The sequence below is a fragment of the Streptosporangium sp. NPDC049248 genome (assembly GCF_040678965.1).
In the GTDB taxonomy this organism is placed as follows: Bacteria; Actinomycetota; Actinomycetes; order Streptosporangiales; family Streptosporangiaceae; genus Streptosporangium; species Streptosporangium fukuiense.
Genome location: NZ_JBFAQY010000026.1, coordinates 65367 through 81150, shown reverse-complemented (window position 1 = coordinate 81150; position 15784 = coordinate 65367). Strand labels below are relative to the sequence as shown.

The 15784-nt window shown below is 70.9% G+C and carries 12 protein-coding genes; 3 read left to right on the top strand and 9 right to left on the bottom strand.

Annotated elements, in window-relative coordinates; genetic code table 11:
• The first annotated feature begins 56 nt into the window (after window positions 1-56).
• Window positions 57-1808 carry an ABC transporter ATP-binding protein gene (locus AB0K21_RS34250; RefSeq protein WP_343971582.1) on the top strand — a complete coding sequence of 584 codons (1752 nt, stop codon included), beginning with the start codon at window positions 57-59 and terminating at the stop codon, window positions 1806-1808.
• A gap of 115 nt (window positions 1809-1923) precedes the next feature.
• On the opposite strand, the gene AB0K21_RS34245 is transcribed toward AB0K21_RS34250, so the two are convergent.
• The 9 genes from AB0K21_RS34245 to AB0K21_RS34205 all read right to left on the bottom strand — a co-directional run bounded on the left by AB0K21_RS34245 (window position 1924) and on the right by AB0K21_RS34205 (window position 12209).
• Window positions 1924-2706 carry a glycoside hydrolase family 16 protein gene (locus AB0K21_RS34245; RefSeq protein ID WP_364155815.1) on the bottom strand — a complete coding sequence of 261 codons (783 nt, stop codon included), beginning with the start codon at window positions 2704-2706 and terminating at the stop codon, window positions 1924-1926.
• Between the two features lie 2 nt (window positions 2707-2708).
• Complete coding sequence (locus AB0K21_RS34240; protein ID WP_364155813.1) at window positions 2709-3995, bottom strand: hypothetical protein; 1287 nt, start codon at window positions 3993-3995, stop codon at window positions 2709-2711.
• Between the two features lie 138 nt (window positions 3996-4133).
• Window positions 4134-4895: a hypothetical protein gene (locus AB0K21_RS34235; protein WP_343971573.1), complete on the bottom strand. Its 762-nt coding sequence runs from the start codon at window positions 4893-4895 to the stop codon at window positions 4134-4136.
• Window positions 4895-5887 (bottom strand): MinD/ParA family protein, encoded by a 993-nt coding sequence (locus AB0K21_RS34230; RefSeq protein ID WP_343971570.1) that lies wholly within the window; start codon window positions 5885-5887, stop codon window positions 4895-4897. The genes AB0K21_RS34235 and AB0K21_RS34230 overlap by 1 nt, the downstream gene beginning before the upstream one ends.
• Before the next feature lie 50 nt (window positions 5888-5937).
• Window positions 5938-7788, bottom strand: coding sequence for a hypothetical protein (locus tag AB0K21_RS34225; RefSeq protein WP_364155810.1), 1851 nt, complete (start codon window positions 7786-7788; stop codon window positions 5938-5940).
• Window positions 7785-9767, bottom strand: a complete 1983-nt coding sequence (locus AB0K21_RS34220; RefSeq protein WP_364155808.1) for a hypothetical protein — start codon at window positions 9765-9767, stop codon at window positions 7785-7787. The genes AB0K21_RS34225 and AB0K21_RS34220 overlap by 4 nt, the downstream gene beginning before the upstream one ends.
• A 30-nt stretch (window positions 9768-9797) precedes the next feature.
• Window positions 9798-10571: a hypothetical protein gene (locus tag AB0K21_RS34215; protein WP_343971561.1), complete on the bottom strand. Its 774-nt coding sequence runs from the start codon at window positions 10569-10571 to the stop codon at window positions 9798-9800.
• A gap of 1172 nt (window positions 10572-11743) precedes the next feature.
• Entirely contained in the window at window positions 11744-11974 is a 231-nt protein-coding gene (locus AB0K21_RS34210) for a hypothetical protein (RefSeq protein WP_343971558.1), read from the bottom strand.
• Window positions 11964-12209 carry a DUF6400 family protein gene (locus AB0K21_RS34205; protein ID WP_343971555.1) on the bottom strand — a complete coding sequence of 82 codons (246 nt, stop codon included), beginning with the start codon at window positions 12207-12209 and terminating at the stop codon, window positions 11964-11966. The genes AB0K21_RS34210 and AB0K21_RS34205 overlap by 11 nt, the downstream gene beginning before the upstream one ends.
• A 287-nt stretch (window positions 12210-12496) precedes the next feature.
• Here AB0K21_RS34205 and AB0K21_RS34200 point away from each other — a divergent pair, with 287 nt between their 5' ends.
• Window positions 12497-12775, top strand: a complete 279-nt coding sequence (locus tag AB0K21_RS34200) for a hypothetical protein (RefSeq protein WP_343971552.1) — start codon at window positions 12497-12499, stop codon at window positions 12773-12775.
• A 408-nt stretch (window positions 12776-13183) separates the two neighbouring features.
• On the top strand, window positions 13184-15475 hold the full coding sequence (locus AB0K21_RS34195; protein WP_364155805.1) for a polysaccharide lyase 8 family protein: 2292 nt from the start codon (window positions 13184-13186) through the stop codon (window positions 15473-15475).
• The last annotated feature ends 309 nt before the right edge of the window (window positions 15476-15784 follow it).

Genomic DNA, 15784 nt, shown 5'->3' with positions numbered 1-15784 from the left:
GGCGAAATTTCGGTACGAGAGGATTGACCGGAGATCTACCATTATTTGGGGGATTTGTGGTTGGCGCTCTCGATCACCGCTACCGCGGTGAGCATCCAACGCGTACGCTCGCCTATCTCTTCCGGGAGGACCGCCTCAGGCTGCTCGTGGCGGTCTTCGCCTTCCTCCTCAAGCACAGCCCCACCTGGCTGCTGCCACTGATCACGGCCAATGTCGTCGACATCGTGGTCGATCACGGCCCGATCGCGCACCTGTGGGTCAACGCGGGCGTGCTGCTCGTCCTGCTGCTCCTCAACTATCCCTTCCATCTGCTCTACGTCCGCTGCCTGCACGGAGCCATCCGCCGGATGGGGACGGACCTGCGTTCCGCGCTCTGCCGCCGCATGCAGCAGCTCTCCATCGGCTACCACTCGCGGGTCAGTGCCGCCGTACTCCAGACCAAGGTCATCCGGGACGTCGAGAGCGTGGAGCAGACCAGCCAGCAGGCGGCGGACATGGGCCTGTCCGCGCTCACCATGCTGGCCGGGGGCCTGGTGGTGATCGCCGTGCGGGTGCCCGCCGCGATGCCGGTCTTCCTGGTGGTCGTACCCGCCGCCGCGCTGCTCGTGATGCGGATGCGCACCCGGCTGCGCGACGACAACGAGAGCTTCCGCCGCGAGGTCGAGCAGCTGTCCACCCGGGTCAGCGAGATGACCACGCTCATCCCGATCACCCGCGCGCACGGTCTGGAACAGGACGCCCTGCACCGCGTCGACGGCACGCTGACCAAGGTGCTGCGCAAGGGGCTCCGGCTCGACCTGCTCAACGGCAGCTTCGGCGCGCTGGCCTGGATCCTGCTCAACACGCTCGGTGTCGTCTTCCTCGCCGGCTCCGCGCTCGTCGCCTACTACCAGGTCATCCCCATCACCGCGGGCGACGTGGTCATGCTCACCACCTTCTTCGCCACCCTCACCTCCGCCGTCACCTCCCTGCTCAGCCTCACCCCGGTGATCAGCAAGGGACTGGCATCCGTACGGTCCATCGGCGAGGTGCTCCAGGCGCCCGACCTGGAGCACAACGCGGGCAAGGAGCAGGTCGTCTCCGTCGGCGGCGAGATCGAGTTCCGTGACGTCGAGTTCTCCTACGGCGAGGACGCCGCGGTCACCGGCTTCAACCTCACGGTGGCCCCCGGAGAGACGATCGCGCTGGTCGGCCCGTCGGGGGCGGGCAAGTCGACGGTGCTCAACCTCGTCATCGGCTTCGTGCGGCCCACCTCCGGCCGGATCCTGCTGGACGGGCGTGACATGGAGACGCTGGACCTGCGGACCTACCGCAGGTTCCTGTCCGTCGTACCGCAGGAGTCGATCCTGTTCGAGGGCAGCATCAGGGAGAACGTCACCTACGGCATGGCCGGCGTCCCCTCCGACAGGGTGCGGCGGGCGCTCCAGGACGCCAACGCGCTGGAGTTCATCGACCGGCTCCCCGCCGGCCTCGACACGGTCGTCGGAGAGCGGGGCGCCCGTCTGTCGGGCGGCCAGCGCCAGCGTCTGGCCATCGCCCGAGCCCTGATCCGCGACCCACGCGTGCTGATCCTGGACGAGGCCACCTCCGCCCTGGACACCCGCTCGGAGGCGCTCGTCCAGGAGGCGCTGACCCGCCTGGTCGCCGGGCGCACGGTCCTTGTCGTCGCTCACCGGCTGTCGACCATCCGCGGCGCCGACCGCATCGTGGTCATGCGCGAAGGCGGGATCCAGGAGATGGGCACCCACGACGAGCTGATGCGGTTGCGTGGTGCCTACGCCGGGCTGCAGGGCGCCCAGCTCGCCTGAGCGCCTTCCGGCCGTCCGTTTCCCACGGACCAGCCGGTCCCGGAGCGGTCCGTCCGGGAACATGAGGAGGGTGCGGGACTCATGTCCCGCACCCTCCTGCCCTACCGAGGTGGGGTCAGCCCGCGGCACCCGTCCCGGACGGGTAGATGCGGAGCCAGTCCACCTCCATCCACGCCTCTCCCGAGCTGCCCTGGCCCGGGAACCAGTCCAGCTGCAGGCAGACCGACATCGAACTGCGGGTGGCGTTGCCGGAGCGGAACCACTCCTGCCCGTCGATGTAGCCGACGACGCTGTTGGGGGTGATCTCCACGGCGTAGGTGTGCCAGGTGGTCATGTCGATGTTGGCGTGGGCCTGCTCCTGTCCCTGCGGGGTGTGCAGGAAGAAGTTCGGCCGCTGCCTGTTCGGATCGTCGATGACCTCCAGGAAGTCCACCTCCTCGCCGGTGGAGCTCTGTACGTTGCCGCCGCCGTCCTTCGGCCACAGCAGGGCGACGGGATGGTACGACCCGGCGCCCGGATACAGGCGGATGCGGGTCTCCCAGCGCCCGTAGGCCTGGGCGTGACGGGCGGCCAGCCCGGCCGTGGTCCCGTCCTCACGGCCGTACAGGTAGAGCGCCCCGTTGCCGAGGTAGAGCTGCTGCGGAGAGCGGCGGCCGTTACCCGCGTGCCCGGCCGAGTCGTAGAACACCCAGTCGGACTCGTTGAGGTAGTCGTCGAACTCCGCGCACCAGGACGGCGTCCCCCAGTTGAGGGCTTGCGCGGCGCTGGCCTCGCCGGTCGTGGCGGAGGCGCAGGGCGCCGCGGAGACCACCTCTCCCTGGGCCGCGCTGAGGGTGCTCACTGCCAGCGCGGCCACCATGCTGAGTACGGCCACCCGCACGTGGGATCTGGTGATCATGGTTACTCCTCCCAGGATCTGGCGCAGAGCTTGGAGGGACTGAAGCTCCAGCAGCCGACGGCCGTTGGGCTGGGGGCCGCCACCCTCATCGGGCTGAACAGCGGCTGGGCGGACCGGGCGGGCGGTGCGAACACCCAGCGCGGCGCGTTCGACACCGACGACCCCTGCTCCGAGGCCGGCAGGGCGTCAGAGGACTCCGCGGTACGGCTTCGCCAGGGCGCGAGGCTCCAGCACGAGGCGATGTCGGCGGGGTCGCACGCCTCCGAGGCGGAGCGCTTGAACGAGGGCGGCGGCACGGCGGTCTGCGGGGAGGTCTCCGTCTGGGGCTGGTTGTCGCGGACCCACTCGCTCAGCAGGGTGGGCTCGTAGAGGCCGGTCTGCGTGGGGGCGGGCTGTGGCGTGTGCGGCGGCTGACTCGGTGTGCCGGTGCGCGGTGGCGTGGCGGGGGTGGTGGGGATGGGGGTGGCGGGCTGGCTCGCCGAGGGCTTCGGCGGGTTCGACGTCGGCTTCGGGAGCGTCGGCTTCGGGAGCGTCGGCTTCGGGAGCGTCGGCTTCGGGAGCGTCGGCTTGGGGAGTGTCGGCTTCGGGAGCGTCGGCTTGGGGAGTGTCGGCTTCGGGAGCGTCGGCTTCGTGGGACTGGGGGTGCTGGCCGGCGGGGTCGCGGCCGGGTTGGTGGCCGTCCCGCTCGGCTTCGGCGCGGGGGTCCCGGCCGTGCCGGAGGGGGCCGGCGTCGCGGACGGCGGGTTCGGCGCGGTGGCCGACGGCTTGGTGCTCCCGGGGGGGTTGGTGGGCTTCGGGGTCGTCGTCGGCGCGGTGGTGCGCTTGGTGGTGTTCGCGGGTGGTTCCTCGGTCGGACGCGTCCTGGGGGGCGCCGGCTCCGTCGTTACGGTGGTCCCGGTCCGCGTGGGTTGCCGAGCCGCCGAGGACTGGCGGCTCATCGTGGACTCCTCGGTGGGGACGTCCTCCTGCGGGGCGGGCGCGGCGTTCCGCGTACCGGGGCGGTTGCGGGTCGCCGGCGCGGACTCCTCGGTCTCGACGGTGGAGCGCCTGGGTTCCTGGGGCTCGGCGGTGGAGCGCCTGGGTTCCTGGGGCTCGGCGGTGGAGCGTCTGGGTTCCTGGGGTTCGGTGGTGGAGCGTCTGGGCTCTTCCGTCGGCTTCTCCTGGGTGACCCGGGGTTCCCTGGTCTGGGTGGGCGGGGAGCTCTCCCTCGGGGCGGAGGGGATCACGACCTCTGAGGCGGCCTCCTGTCTGGGGAGCGCCTCCTGCATCGGGGCTGAGGTGGTGCTCACGCCGGGATCCGCCGCGGCGGCCCACGGCTGGGCGATGATCGCGCTTGTCGTCGCGGATACCGCGGCTAACAGGAGGCCGGAGAGTAAGGTGCCTCGCCGGGACGAGCTACGTGGGGGCATTTATGGCTCTTCCTGGGTCTATGGGGTGGATTTCGGGCCGGAGATGGGCTTCCAGCCGGCGGTGGTGAATTCGGGGGTGCCCGGCAGTGCGACCGGCGGTACGGAGGTCGCCAGTGGGTCGGGGATGTTGACCCAGTCGCCCTGGTCCGTGCCGCGCATGCCGGGCTGCCAGTGCATGAGCAGGCTGATGGCGTACGAGTTGGAGAAGGTCGGTTCGGTGTCCCCGACGCCCCTGGTGGCGGTCACCTGGACCAGGACCGAGACCTGCATCTGATCCTGGCCGCGAGGTTTCCACTGGACGCCGACCGTCCGTGTCCGCATGGCGGCGCCGTCGGGTAGCGCCCCGTCCTTGGGAAGGCCGAGGATCTCGCGCCATCCGGCGACGGCCTCGCGGGCGCCGGCCCGTGCCGCGTCGTGCTGCTCGGGCGCCGCGTACAGCAGCGCCGCCTGCTCGGCCTGTGCGGCGTCCAGGGTCCACGCAGCCTCCAGCGCGGCGGCGGCGGCCGAGATCGCGCCCACCTCGTTGTGGGGGAATCCGACGGGGTAGCCGGCCGCGCCCTCGTAACCGGAGGGTGGGGCGAGCACGACGGTCTCCCCGGCGTTCCCGATGGTCGCGGAGGCGTTCACGGTCTCGGCCTCGGGGCGTAGGAGCTGCCATGCCGCGACCGCCAGCAGGATCGCCCCCACGATCGAGACGACCACGATGACCATCCGGCGCCGGGCGCTCGGCGGCGGGCCCAGATCCCAGTTCAGCGCGGGATCGTCGGCGACAGGGCGCACTAGTGGCTCCGATCGGTGCGCTGGTTGAACGTCTGCCCGGCCGCCGCGGCCAGGCGCAGGTAGGCGCCTCGGGTCGTGGGCCGCAGGCGGACCAGGTCAACCTCGGCACCCTCCTTGAGGTGCGGGTCGTAGGGGATGCGGATCACCGCGCGGCAGCGGGAGGTGAAGTGGCGCTCCAGCAGTTCCAGGTCCACGTCGGACTTGGCCTCCACGGCGTTCAGCACGACGATGGCGTTCCTGACCAGGTCGGCGTGGCCGTGGGCGGTCAGCCAGTCCAGCGTCGCGGCGGCGGAGCTCGCCCCGTCCACCGCGACCAGGCTGACCAGCACGATCTGGTCGGCCAGCTCCAGCGTCGCGCCCATGGCCCCGTGCAGCAGGCCGGTACCGCAGTCGGTGATGCAGATGGAGTAGTAACGCTCGATGAGGCCGGCGACGGTGCGGTAGTCCTCGGCGTTGAAGGCCTCGCTCACGGCCGGATCGGTGTCGGAGGCGAGGACCTCAAGCCGGGCGGGGGACTGCGAGGTGAAGGCGCGCGCGTCGGCGTAGCGCAGGATGTGCGGGGCCTCGGCCAGCATGGTGCGGATGGTCGCGGCCGTCTCGGACTTGACCTTGAGGCCCAGGGTCCCGCGGTCGGGGTTGGCGTCGATCGCGATCACCCGGTCGCCGCGCAGGGAGGCCAGGGTGTTGCCGAGGGCGACGGTCGTCGTGGTCTTGCCCACCCCGCCCTTGAGACTCATGACCGCGATCCGGTGGTGCCCGCTCGCGACGGGGGTCTGTGCATACGCCATCAGCGTGCGTCGTTCCAACTCCGCCGCCGACTCCGCGGGGATGAAGCGCCTGCCGGAGAGTTGCCAGACGAGGCGGCGCCATCCTCCGGCGGGCTCAGGACGGCGGTTGGTGAGCAGGTGTTCCGCGGTGAGCGGGACCGTTTCGTGGAACTGCTCGGCTGGAGCGGGCGGCGATGCCTGGATGTGGGGGGAGATATCCGTCATTGCCAAGGTCCTTTCGCAGAGAGCGATCGTGGGGAAGGGATACGGGGCTGTCAGCAGGTCCGCCAGCGCACCGTCGTAGTGATCGAGTCGTCGAGGCCGTGAACGGTCAGCGGGGCGGTGACGGAGGCGGGGGCACCACACCAGTTGCGGATCCGGTGGGCCCGCAGGTTGATCACCTGCGTGACCCCTTCCCGCAACGTGCCGTCGGAAGGGCTCACGGCCAGGCCGGGAGCCGATATCCGCCACTTCAACGGCTCTCCCGAGAGGGTGAGGAGCATGCTTCCCTGGCCGAACTCGTCCAGCGTCACCACGGGCGGGACCCGCAGGCGGGAGGCGAGTCCGTCTCGTCGCGCCGGCGCGCCCGCGGTGGGGGGAGTCTGGGTGCTCTGGCTGGTGGACGCCTGCAGCGACCTCGCCGGCTCCTTCGACTCGATCGCGGGGCCGAGAAGGTTCATTCCGGTCAGGGTGCCGGCCGTGCCCGCCACGACGATGATGACGATCTTGATCGTCATGTTCCTGATCCGGGTACCGGCCCAGCTGAGCGCCTCCAGCACGCGGATCCCCATCTCGATCCGCTCCTCGCCGGGGCGGTCGTCGGGCTCGGTGTGGAAACGCAGTGCGGGAACCTGGGCGTCGTCGCGCATCTCGACGGACGCCTGCCCCGCGATGACGACGGGCTCGGCTCTGGCGACGGGTTGAGCGGCGGGCGGCGCCTGTCTGGGGATGGTGCCAGTGATCTCCTCGCTCTGGGCGAGGACCTCGCGCGCCCATGCCTGGGTGAGCAGGGCGTCGTACAGCGGGGTGTCGTGCCCGGGTACGGGGGGTGCGGACGGTGGGCGGACGGGCCGGGTCCTGCGGGGCGGCAGGGCGGGCAGCGGGGGCAGGCCGGAGGGATCGGAGGTGCCCGCCACCGGTCCGCCCGCCGGTGGGGCGACCGGCGGGGCCGCATTCGCCGACCCTGTGCCCGTTGACGTCGTGGCGGGTGGTTTCGCCGGTGGCTTCGAGGCCACCGGCGGATAGGGAGGCGTGCCGACCCTGGGCGCCGGCAGTGCCACGGCCGGCGGTACCGGAGCGGCGGGGACGCCGCTCCCGGCCGGAGGAGCGGGGAGGACGGAGGGCCGGCTCTTGGCGGGAGGTGCGGGTGGGACCGGCTCCGGAGGCAGCGAGTCCGTGAGCCGCTGTCGTTCCTCGGCGGAGAGCGGCGCGACCGGCGGGTGAGAGATCATCTGTGGGACCGTGTAGCGGATGTTGATCGGCCGCGTACACACGGAACACCTGATCATGTGGGAGAGCAGGGCCGCCCGGGCGTCGTCGGGATCGATGGCGGAGGACGCCTGCCCACCGGGCCTGCCGGTGGGGAAGACGCCGGGAAAGACCGTCTCCACCAGCGGGGCGAGTTCCGGACAGGTACGCCGCCCGTTGGCGAGCGCGTCCAGCCCGCTCACCAGGGTCTCGATCAGATCCTGGGTACGGGTGGCGAGCCTGCCGATCTCGTCGGCGGGCATCCCCAGCACGTGGGGGAGATCCTCCATGCCGAGCGCGTGGCGGTACATCAACCTGAGCGTCTCCGTGCCCAGAGGGTCGACGATCGTCCACACCCGTTCGATCAGCAGGGCGTCGGGCATGCCGGGTCCCGAACCCGGCACGTACCGCTCCCGGTGGACGGTGGAGGTGCGGCAGTCACGTCGTACCGCGGCCAGCAACCGTCCCCGGACCGTGACGCCTTCGGGGGCGGCCTCGGTCCGGCCGGCCGCCAGCGCGGCGACGACCGCCGCGCGTGCCCGGCCGGATTCGAGGTGGGAGGCGGCGTAGTCCATCAGGTGCGCGCCGTGCTCGCGCACCCAGGCCGCCCCCTGGCCGGGGCCGGGCGCGAAACGCCCGGTTCCGGTGGGTGTGCTCATTGGCCGTCGTATTCGACCGGGTCCGGCTCGGCCGGGCCTTGGTCGGGCTGGAAAGAGGAGGTCCGGTCCCGGTCGTTCTCGCCGCGACCCCACTGCGAGGGGGCGCCGTCTCCCGTTCCCGGCTGAGCCGGGCTCAACCGGCCGGGATCGGGCTGTGCGGGAACCTGCCGGCCCTGGTCGGCCTGCTCGGGAAGGGACTGGCCTGGGTCGGGCTGGACCTGGCCGGGATCGGGCTGGACCTGGCCTGGGTCGGGAAGGCTCTGGCCGGGCACCGGCTGGGGAAGCGGCACGGGAGCGGGGTCGGTCACCACGAGTTCCAGGTTCCGCTGGGGCAGGCCGGTGAACTTGGTCCAGTTGCTGACCTCACCGGGTGCGGGCTCCGCGTAGAGCCAGCGGATGAACGCGGGCCACAGGCACGAGTCGCGGGGGATCGTCTGGCCGCTCTGGGTCGGGCTCGGGCCCTGGGACGTGCTCAGCGCCTGCAGTTCCTCGGTGGTGTAGTTGCGGCACGGCGGCGTGCCCGGCGGGGCGATGTTGAGATCCCACACGCCGTTCTCGTCCGTGTAGCGCATGCCCCTGTCCAGTCCGAGGGCCTCGTAGGCTCGCCGCAGGAGCTCGGGGTCCTCGAAGACCGGCAGCGAGACGCCGTTCTGGCCGCCGGGGAGTTGCGGCGTGGCCGGCATGAGCACGGTTCCGTCGGGACCCTGCGACGCGTTCTCGCCGGGACCGGCGGACGGCTGCGGCTGCGGCTGGACAGGTTTCAGGCTGCCACCGGGTGCTGTCGGTGTCGCCGCTCTCGGCGGTATCGAGGGCTGTGTCCTCAGCGAAGGCGCACCCGCGTCGTCCGTCGGTCTGGTCGCGGGTGGCACGACGACGGGTGCCGTGGGGGGCCTGACATCGCCGGAGGGCACGATCGGCTGGCCCGTGCCCGACCGGATCGCCGGCCGCAGGGTGCCCGTCGGCCGGGCGTGCGGTGCCGTCTCCCCGGGCTGGGAGGTGCGGTTGCCGCCGGGAGGTTGGGGTTGTGACTTGTTGTCGCCGGTGGGCCGCGGTTGGGAGGTGCGGTTGCCGCCGGGGGGCTGGGGTTGTGACTTGTTGTCGCCGGTGGGCTGTGGCTGGGAGGTGCGGTTGCCGCTGGGGGGCTGGGGTTGTGACTTGTTGTCGCCGGTGGGCTGTGGCTGGGAGGTGCGGTTGCCGCCGGGGGGCTGGGGCTGCGATGACGGCGCGGGTCCCGAGGACTTCGTCCTGCCTGCCTCAGGGGTCGGCTTGGGCGGCGAGACCACCTCGATCTTCTTCTCCGCGGGGCGCTCGATGACGCTGCCGCTCTCGTTCTCGCTCTGCGAGATGTTCCCGCTGATCCTCTCCGTCGGCGTCGGCGCCGGAGGGGCCGGGGGCTTGACGGGCTGGGGGTTCGCCACCGGTGGTGGAGCCGGGGGTTGCACCGGCCCCGGGTTGGGGGCGGGCTGCACCGGCGCCGAGGTGGCCTTGGGGGCCGGGGCGCTCTTCTTGGGAGTCGAGGGTTTCGTCTCCGTGGTCGTCTTGGGCGGTGGCGGGGTCGGCGTGCTCTTGGGGTTGCCGGGCCGCTGTGCGAGCGGGGCCGCGGCGGCGGCCAGGGCCAGGACCGGGAGGGCGACGCAGCCTTCCCCCGATGCCTCGACCGCGTGCCCGTCGGTGGTGGTGGTCAGGCAGACCCGCGGGTCCGCGGAGTCGCCGCGGCGGGCAGCGCCCGCGATGGTGCTGCCCGCGTCGGCACCGGAGAGCGGGACCGGTCGGTCACCGCCGGAAGACGCACTCGATGACCAGGCGTCGGCCTGGTCATCGAGGAGATACGTGCCCGCGGCCAGTCGCATCACCTGCCCCCCACCGGGGTCGGAGCGGACGGCGATGACGGTCCCCAGCCCGGCGCCGGCGCTGAAGACGCCGATCGCGACACTCGCAGTGAGCACCGTCGCGCGCGATGGCTTACGTGAGGGTGTCATTATGAATGTTCCTTTTCTTCCGGTGAAACGTCAGTCGCCGTGGCTTTCCAGGACGTCGCTCCACTCGCCCAGCACGCGAGCGGGCTCGTTCGAGCCGGCGGGGGGGACATATGTCACATACATGCGTCCGTATGTGGCGCTCACCGAGTGGGCGAAGGCCTTACCGCGGGTGCGGACGGCGGCCGAGCCCTTCAGCCTGACCGTCGCGCCCTCCCGCTCCGCTTCGCGGACCTCGGTGGATCGGGCTCCGTACCAGACCAGGGCGCCCCCGTCACTGGTCCTGAGCGCGCGTACCGGTCCCTCAAGCCGGTACGACAGCGTGAGCTTCCAGTCGGCCTGTCTCAGCTGCGCCCGCTCCTGCTGCCAGAACAGTGCGGCCTCGCTGGTCCACGGCCCCTCGTCGAACTGTGCGTCGACCTCGGCGTTCTCCAGGCTCGCCAGGTGTGCGCGGGCGATCTGGCGAGGGGTCGCGCTCAGTCCGGTGGCGTTCTCCGGCAGGCTCGTCGCGTAGCCTTCCGCGTCGGTCGCTATCTTGGGGAACCGCGCCGGGGTGGCACGCGTGTCGGCGGCCGAGGCGACGAGCCGCCAGCCACCGGGTGCCGAACTCATCACGTCGACGACCCGGGCGACACCGGGTTCGTACGAGACCGCCACGAACCAGTCGGCGGTGCCGTTCACATGGCGCGGGATCCACATCTGCGGGTTGGGCCATATCCCCGAGGCCAGCGACTTCTTCTCCATCTCGGCGGTCTTGAAGCCGGCCCGCGTCATCTCCAGCGCGAGCCCGTGCTCCAGCTTCGCCATGGCGGCCTGGTCCTTCCTGCTCTGGGCGGCCGACAGCCCTCGCTGGTAGCGACCGTGGATGCCGTACGCCTCCTTGACGGTGAGCTGGGGCGGACGGGACGCGGCCGGCGAGTCGGTGCCGGGCGGGGGGATTTCCGTCTCGGTCCGGGGTTTCTCCGTACGGGACTTCTCCGCAGGGGGTTTCTCCGCGGGGGGTTTCTCCGTACGGGTCGCCTCGGGGCGAGGAGAGGACCTGCCGCTCTTCGCGGGTTTCGGGGTCGAGCCGGGGGTGGGAGATGAGGAGGACGGCGTCGGTGAGGGCGAGGGCGAGGAAACGGCCTTCTCCCAGCCGGCGTCCGAGGAGTCGGGAGTGGGGTTCGCCGCGAGGGACGGACCGGAGGGCTCTCGGGTCGCGAGCCAGAACGCGGAGGCGGCGATGATCGCTAAAACCGCGGTGAACAGAATGACCTTCCGCCAATCGAATGACGGGAGGCGTTCGGGATGCCAGTCGGATCCCTGTTCGGAATCATGCCTGGAGGAAGCACTGCCACGGCCAGAGGACCCAGCCTGTCCATCTGGGAAATCTGATGCACGCCATGACATAGGTCCAAATATTAGACTGACCGTGATCTATTGGGAAGGTAAAGGGCTTAGTAATTGCTACTTATGGCTATTTGATTATAAATAACACTTAAGTCGATATATGGGCTGTCCGAAACGTGGACCGCCCTCACCTGCTGGCATCCTGTCGATGGACCGTACCAGTAGTTCTCTAGAGATGTGCCCTCATCTCTGGGTTTCGGGTGACCTTCCGTGCCCCTTGGTGAACTGCCCTTTTCCCTGGGCAAACCTGTCGTTCACCTTCCGTTGGGCTTTCCGGTCTCCGGTCCGACGTCCCGCGGGGGGCAAGTGATCGCGAAAACCTTTCACACTCCGGATTGGTACAATCTCCATAACAACTTGATATGAATGCGTTTCCCGGGTTCGACTGTTCGGCCTCGGACCCCGTTCCAGGAATTGGAGCTCCGTCTTTTCCGTGCCCGCCGGGGACGACGGTCTTCCGTCTCGGGATGGGCGCCCCGAACGGCCCGCCGGGCACGCGATCGGCCCGGGGCGAGCGCGGGTGGACGGGCCCGGTGCCGACGCGAAACGCCCCGTCCGGGCAGGGGGCGTCGTCTACTTCAATGGCCAGGTCAGCCGGGGGTGGTCCGGCCGCCCGAGCCGAAGCCCGTCTCGTGGTTCCACAGGTGGGTGCATGCCGGGCACTGCAGGTGCAGCAGGCTTCCGGTGTTGCCGATGAGGTAGCGCCAGTGCTCCCCGCAGTTGCGGCCGCCGAGGCAGTCGTCGCAGTCGAGGTGGTCCTGGCAGCCGGGGCAGGGCAGCCACGCCCTGCGCCCGAAGTCGGCGTGCGGGTCAAGCGGCATGGCCGGGCTCCCTCGGGGGAAGCACACCGGCGGCCACGAGCATGTCGTAGATCTCCTGCTGTCGGCTGTCGAGGCCGGAGTAGAGGAGGTCGTACGCCTCCTCCTCGGCCCGCATCACCCCCGGAGGGTCCCAGTCCGGCTCCAGCGCCGCCATGACGGCGGCGCGGCGGCGAGTCTCCTCAAGGGTGAGGTCGATCTCGAAGTCGACATACGGTCTGGTGCTGTCCTGACTCATGACATGGCTTCCGGGTCTGCTGGTGAACGTGTCGGAGGAGCCGTCGGGGAAGAGGGGCCGGCATCGGGGGCATGGCCTGGGTGGGCCGCTCTTCGCGATCGGCCACATGTGCCGCGGGAGGGACTCCTCCCGGAGAGATACTTGTCCAGTATATACCTATATGTTCTTTATATCGCCTTTAATGATATTTCGAATGACGCGTGGCGGCCGGGCCGCGAGCGCCGCCTGATGCCCGGCGGCCGGGGGCGGCCGGGGCGAGGAGACCGGGGGCCGAGGGCGGAATCCGGATGACCGGGTATGGAGCAGCCGAGAACAACTACGGCTCGGGGGCTGCCATGACCACGTACACCCTGTCGATCGTCGAAGGCGACACCGGCGGTCTCCCGTCGGGCCAGGACCTCTTTTCGCCCGACTGCCCGGTCAATTTCAGCGACCTCGGGCCGTACGCCCTGATGTGGCTGACCGAGCACGGTTACCGGGAGCAGGGCAGGCGGGTCCTGGTCACCCCCGCGGGCCGGCATCCCGAGGGGGTCCACGTGATCGCCTCCCACGACGTGGACCTCTGACCCCCGTCGGATCATGTCTCCCCGGGCGCCACCGGGAGTCGTACCCGATCACGGTCGGGCGGCCCGGTGGAATCGGACCCCGCGCGGCCCGCGGCGCTTCACCGGGCGGCACCGGTGTCCCGCGCCCGGCGGGGAAGCCCGGGGAGGAGTCGCGATGCCCGGGTGCGACGGGCGGGGGATCCGGTTGCGCGCGGGGTCTGGTCATCGACCTGGCCAAAGCGGTGCCCGCGGTCCCGCACCGGGGAAAGAGCCCCGGTGAGCCGTCCGAGGCGGCGCTCGCCGCAGGGCCACCCGGCGGGACCCGGGCGTCCTTGGTCTCTCGTTCGGTGATCGGAGAGTACCTGAGCAGGCGGTGACAGCGCGGCGTGGCATCCAGGGCAGGGGTGATTTCCGGCTGACAATCCATATGTGACTGGACATTCCAGGAGATTATTTCTCCAGCTCGGCGGGGTCGCCGTGGCCGGAGCGATGATCCCGGCGCACACCGGGCGTACGGTGAACCCGGTGAACGACCACTTCGCCCCGCTACGCCGCCGCTGGCGGGAGGCGTCGGCGGGGTCGGGATTCGACCCTGCGGCCGAGCCGTACCGAACCCGGCTGGCGAGGCTGGGGAAGACGGCCGCCGGGTACCGCGACACCATGGTGCCCACCGGCGCCTCGCTCTGGCCGGGGCTGGCGTTCCCCTCCTTCACCGACACTCCGGCGCGGCTGCGGACCATGGCCCGCGGGTACGCGCTGCCGGGCACCGGGCTGACCGGCGACGCGAACCTGGCCGTCGCCGTCGCGGAAGGCATCGACCACTACCGGCGGCGGGTGTACGCCGCGGGCGCCGACCCGGCGGGCAACTGGTGGAACTGGCAGATCGGCGTTCCCAGAAAGCTCCTCGACGCGGCCGTGCTGATCGGTCCGCACCTGACAGACCCACGAAGCGGGGCGCTTCAGGAGGCGGTGGACCACTTTCTCCCCGAGTGCCGGCTGGACGACTACGAGGGCACCAGCACCGGGGCCAACCGGGTGGACCTGTGCACGGTGATGCTGCTCCGCGCCATCCTCGGCTCCGACTCCGGAAAGGTCGCGCTGGCCGCCTCCGCTCTCTCCCCGGTCTTCCGCTACGTCTTCGAGGGCGACGGGCTCTATCGGGACGGCTCGTTCGTCCAGCACACGTCCGTCCCCTACCAGGGCGGGTACGGGGTGGTGCTGCTGTCCGGGCTCGCCACACTGTTCGCGGTGCTGCGCGGCTCGCCATGGGAGATCACCGATCCGAACAGGCAGGTCGTCTTCGACGGTGTCGAGAGGTCGTTCGCGCCGTTCGTCCACGACGGCTTCTGCATGGACCTGGTCAGCGGCCGGGGGATCGGCAGGGAACCGTACGGCGACCACCGCAGGGGACGCGACATCGCCGCGGCGATCCTGCTGCTGGGGGAGGCGGCCTCCGCCGCCGAGCGGGTCCGCTGGCAGGGCATGGTCAAGGGATGGGCGCTGCGCGACACCTCCAGACCCATGCTCGACGCGGCAGAGCGGAGCGACCTGGGGTTCCACGCCCGCCTCGCCGCGGTCCTGGACGACGACGCGATCCCGGCGGCCGAGGAACCCCCCGGGCACCGGCTGCCGGCGATGAGTGCCCGCGCCGTCCACCGCAGGCCGACCTGGTGCGCGGGGCTCAGCATGGCCTCGTACCGGATCGGCCACTACGAGCACGGCAACGGCGAGAACCGGCGCGGCTGGCACACCGGATCGGGGATGCTCTACTGGTGGGGCGAGGGGCACGGTGACCAGTACTCGGACTCGTTCTGGTCCACCGTCGACCCCTACCGCCTGCCGGGCACGACCGTCTCCACCAGGCGGCTGGCCGACGGCGCCGGTAATGCCTGGGGCGACACCTGCCCGCCTGCCCGTTGGGTGGGCGGTGCCACCGACGGCACCTACGCGACGGTCGGCCAGCACCTGAACGGGTTCGAGAGCACGATGGAGGCTTTCAAGTCGTGGTTCTTCCTCGACGACGCGGTGCTCTGCCTGGGGGCCGGGATCACCAGCGAGGACGGCGTGGCGGTCGAGACCGTCGTGGACAACCGCAGGACCGGCGCGCCCCTCACCGTGGACGACCGGGAGGGCTGGGCGCATCTGGCCGGGCACGGTGGCTACGTCCTGCCCTGTCCCACCCGGCTGCGCACGCTGCGCGAGGAACGCACCGCGGGCCAGGTGACCCGGAGCTACGTGACGCTCTGGCTGGACCACGGCGTCGACCCGGACTCGGCCGGTTACGTCTACCTTCTCCTGCCGGGTGCGAGCCGGGCGGAGAGCCGGGCCCGGGCCGCCGACCCCGGCTGGGCGCGGGTGCTCGCCAACACCGCCAGGCAGCAGGGCGTCCGGGTCCCGTCTCTCGGAATCACCGCGGTCAACTTCTGGAACGACGGAGCCGTCGGCGCCCTGACCGCCTCCGCTCCATGCGCGGTCCTGGTCAGAGAGCGCGGTGACGGTACGGCCACGCTGACCGTGTCGGATCCCCGGCGCGACCTGGACGAACTGATCGTGACCTGGGACCGGCCGGTGGCCGAGGTGCTCGGCGAACACCCGCTCCTGACGAGCGCCACGACCGGCGCGAGCCTCACCCTCGCCTTCGGCCGGCTGGCGGACCGGGGCGGCGGCTCGAAGACGGTCACCGTGCGACTCGGCCGGTCAGGTGGCACGGGGCGTACCTGAGCGAGCCCGCGGAGCCATATGACGCAGTCGTTCTGCCGCCGGCGGACCGGACGCCTTGTCGGGATACCGGATGGCCGCGCGGGCCGGGTACCGGCCCGCCCCGCGGCTTGACGCCTTCCGGATCGCCGAAACAAGTTTTTGTTACTAAGAGTGATTGACACATCACTTTCCATTACCTGATGATGGCCGGTGTCGGTGGTGCCGTAGGGACTCCGCTGGGGCGCCAGGATCTTTCGGGATGTGCTCTGAGGCAATCCATGAGGGGTGAATGAAGCTGTTCAGTGCCGTTCCGGTCTCGGCGACCGCCGT

Bases quoted from the DNA above. Each gene is read 5' to 3' on its own strand.
- AB0K21_RS34245 (WP_364155815.1), bottom strand. From the start codon at position 2,706: ATGATCACCAGATCCCACGTGCGGGTGGCCGTACTCAGCATGGTGGCC.
- AB0K21_RS34230 (WP_343971570.1), bottom strand. From the start codon at position 5,887: ATGACGGATATCTCCCCCCACATCCAGGCATCGCCGCCCGCTCCAGCC.
- AB0K21_RS34225 (WP_364155810.1), bottom strand. From the start codon at position 7,788: ATGAGCACACCCACCGGAACCGGGCGTTTCGCGCCCGGCCCCGGCCAG.
- AB0K21_RS34220 (WP_364155808.1), bottom strand. From the start codon at position 9,767: ATGACACCCTCACGTAAGCCATCGCGCGCGACGGTGCTCACTGCGAGT.
- AB0K21_RS34215 (WP_343971561.1), bottom strand. From the start codon at position 10,571: ATGGCGAAGCTGGAGCACGGGCTCGCGCTGGAGATGACGCGGGCCGGC.
- AB0K21_RS34210 (WP_343971558.1), bottom strand. From the start codon at position 11,974: ATGCCGCTTGACCCGCACGCCGACTTCGGGCGCAGGGCGTGGCTGCCC.
- AB0K21_RS34205 (WP_343971555.1), bottom strand. From the start codon at position 12,209: ATGAGTCAGGACAGCACCAGACCGTATGTCGACTTCGAGATCGACCTC.
- AB0K21_RS34200 (WP_343971552.1), top strand. From the start codon at position 12,497: ATGACCGGGTATGGAGCAGCCGAGAACAACTACGGCTCGGGGGCTGCC.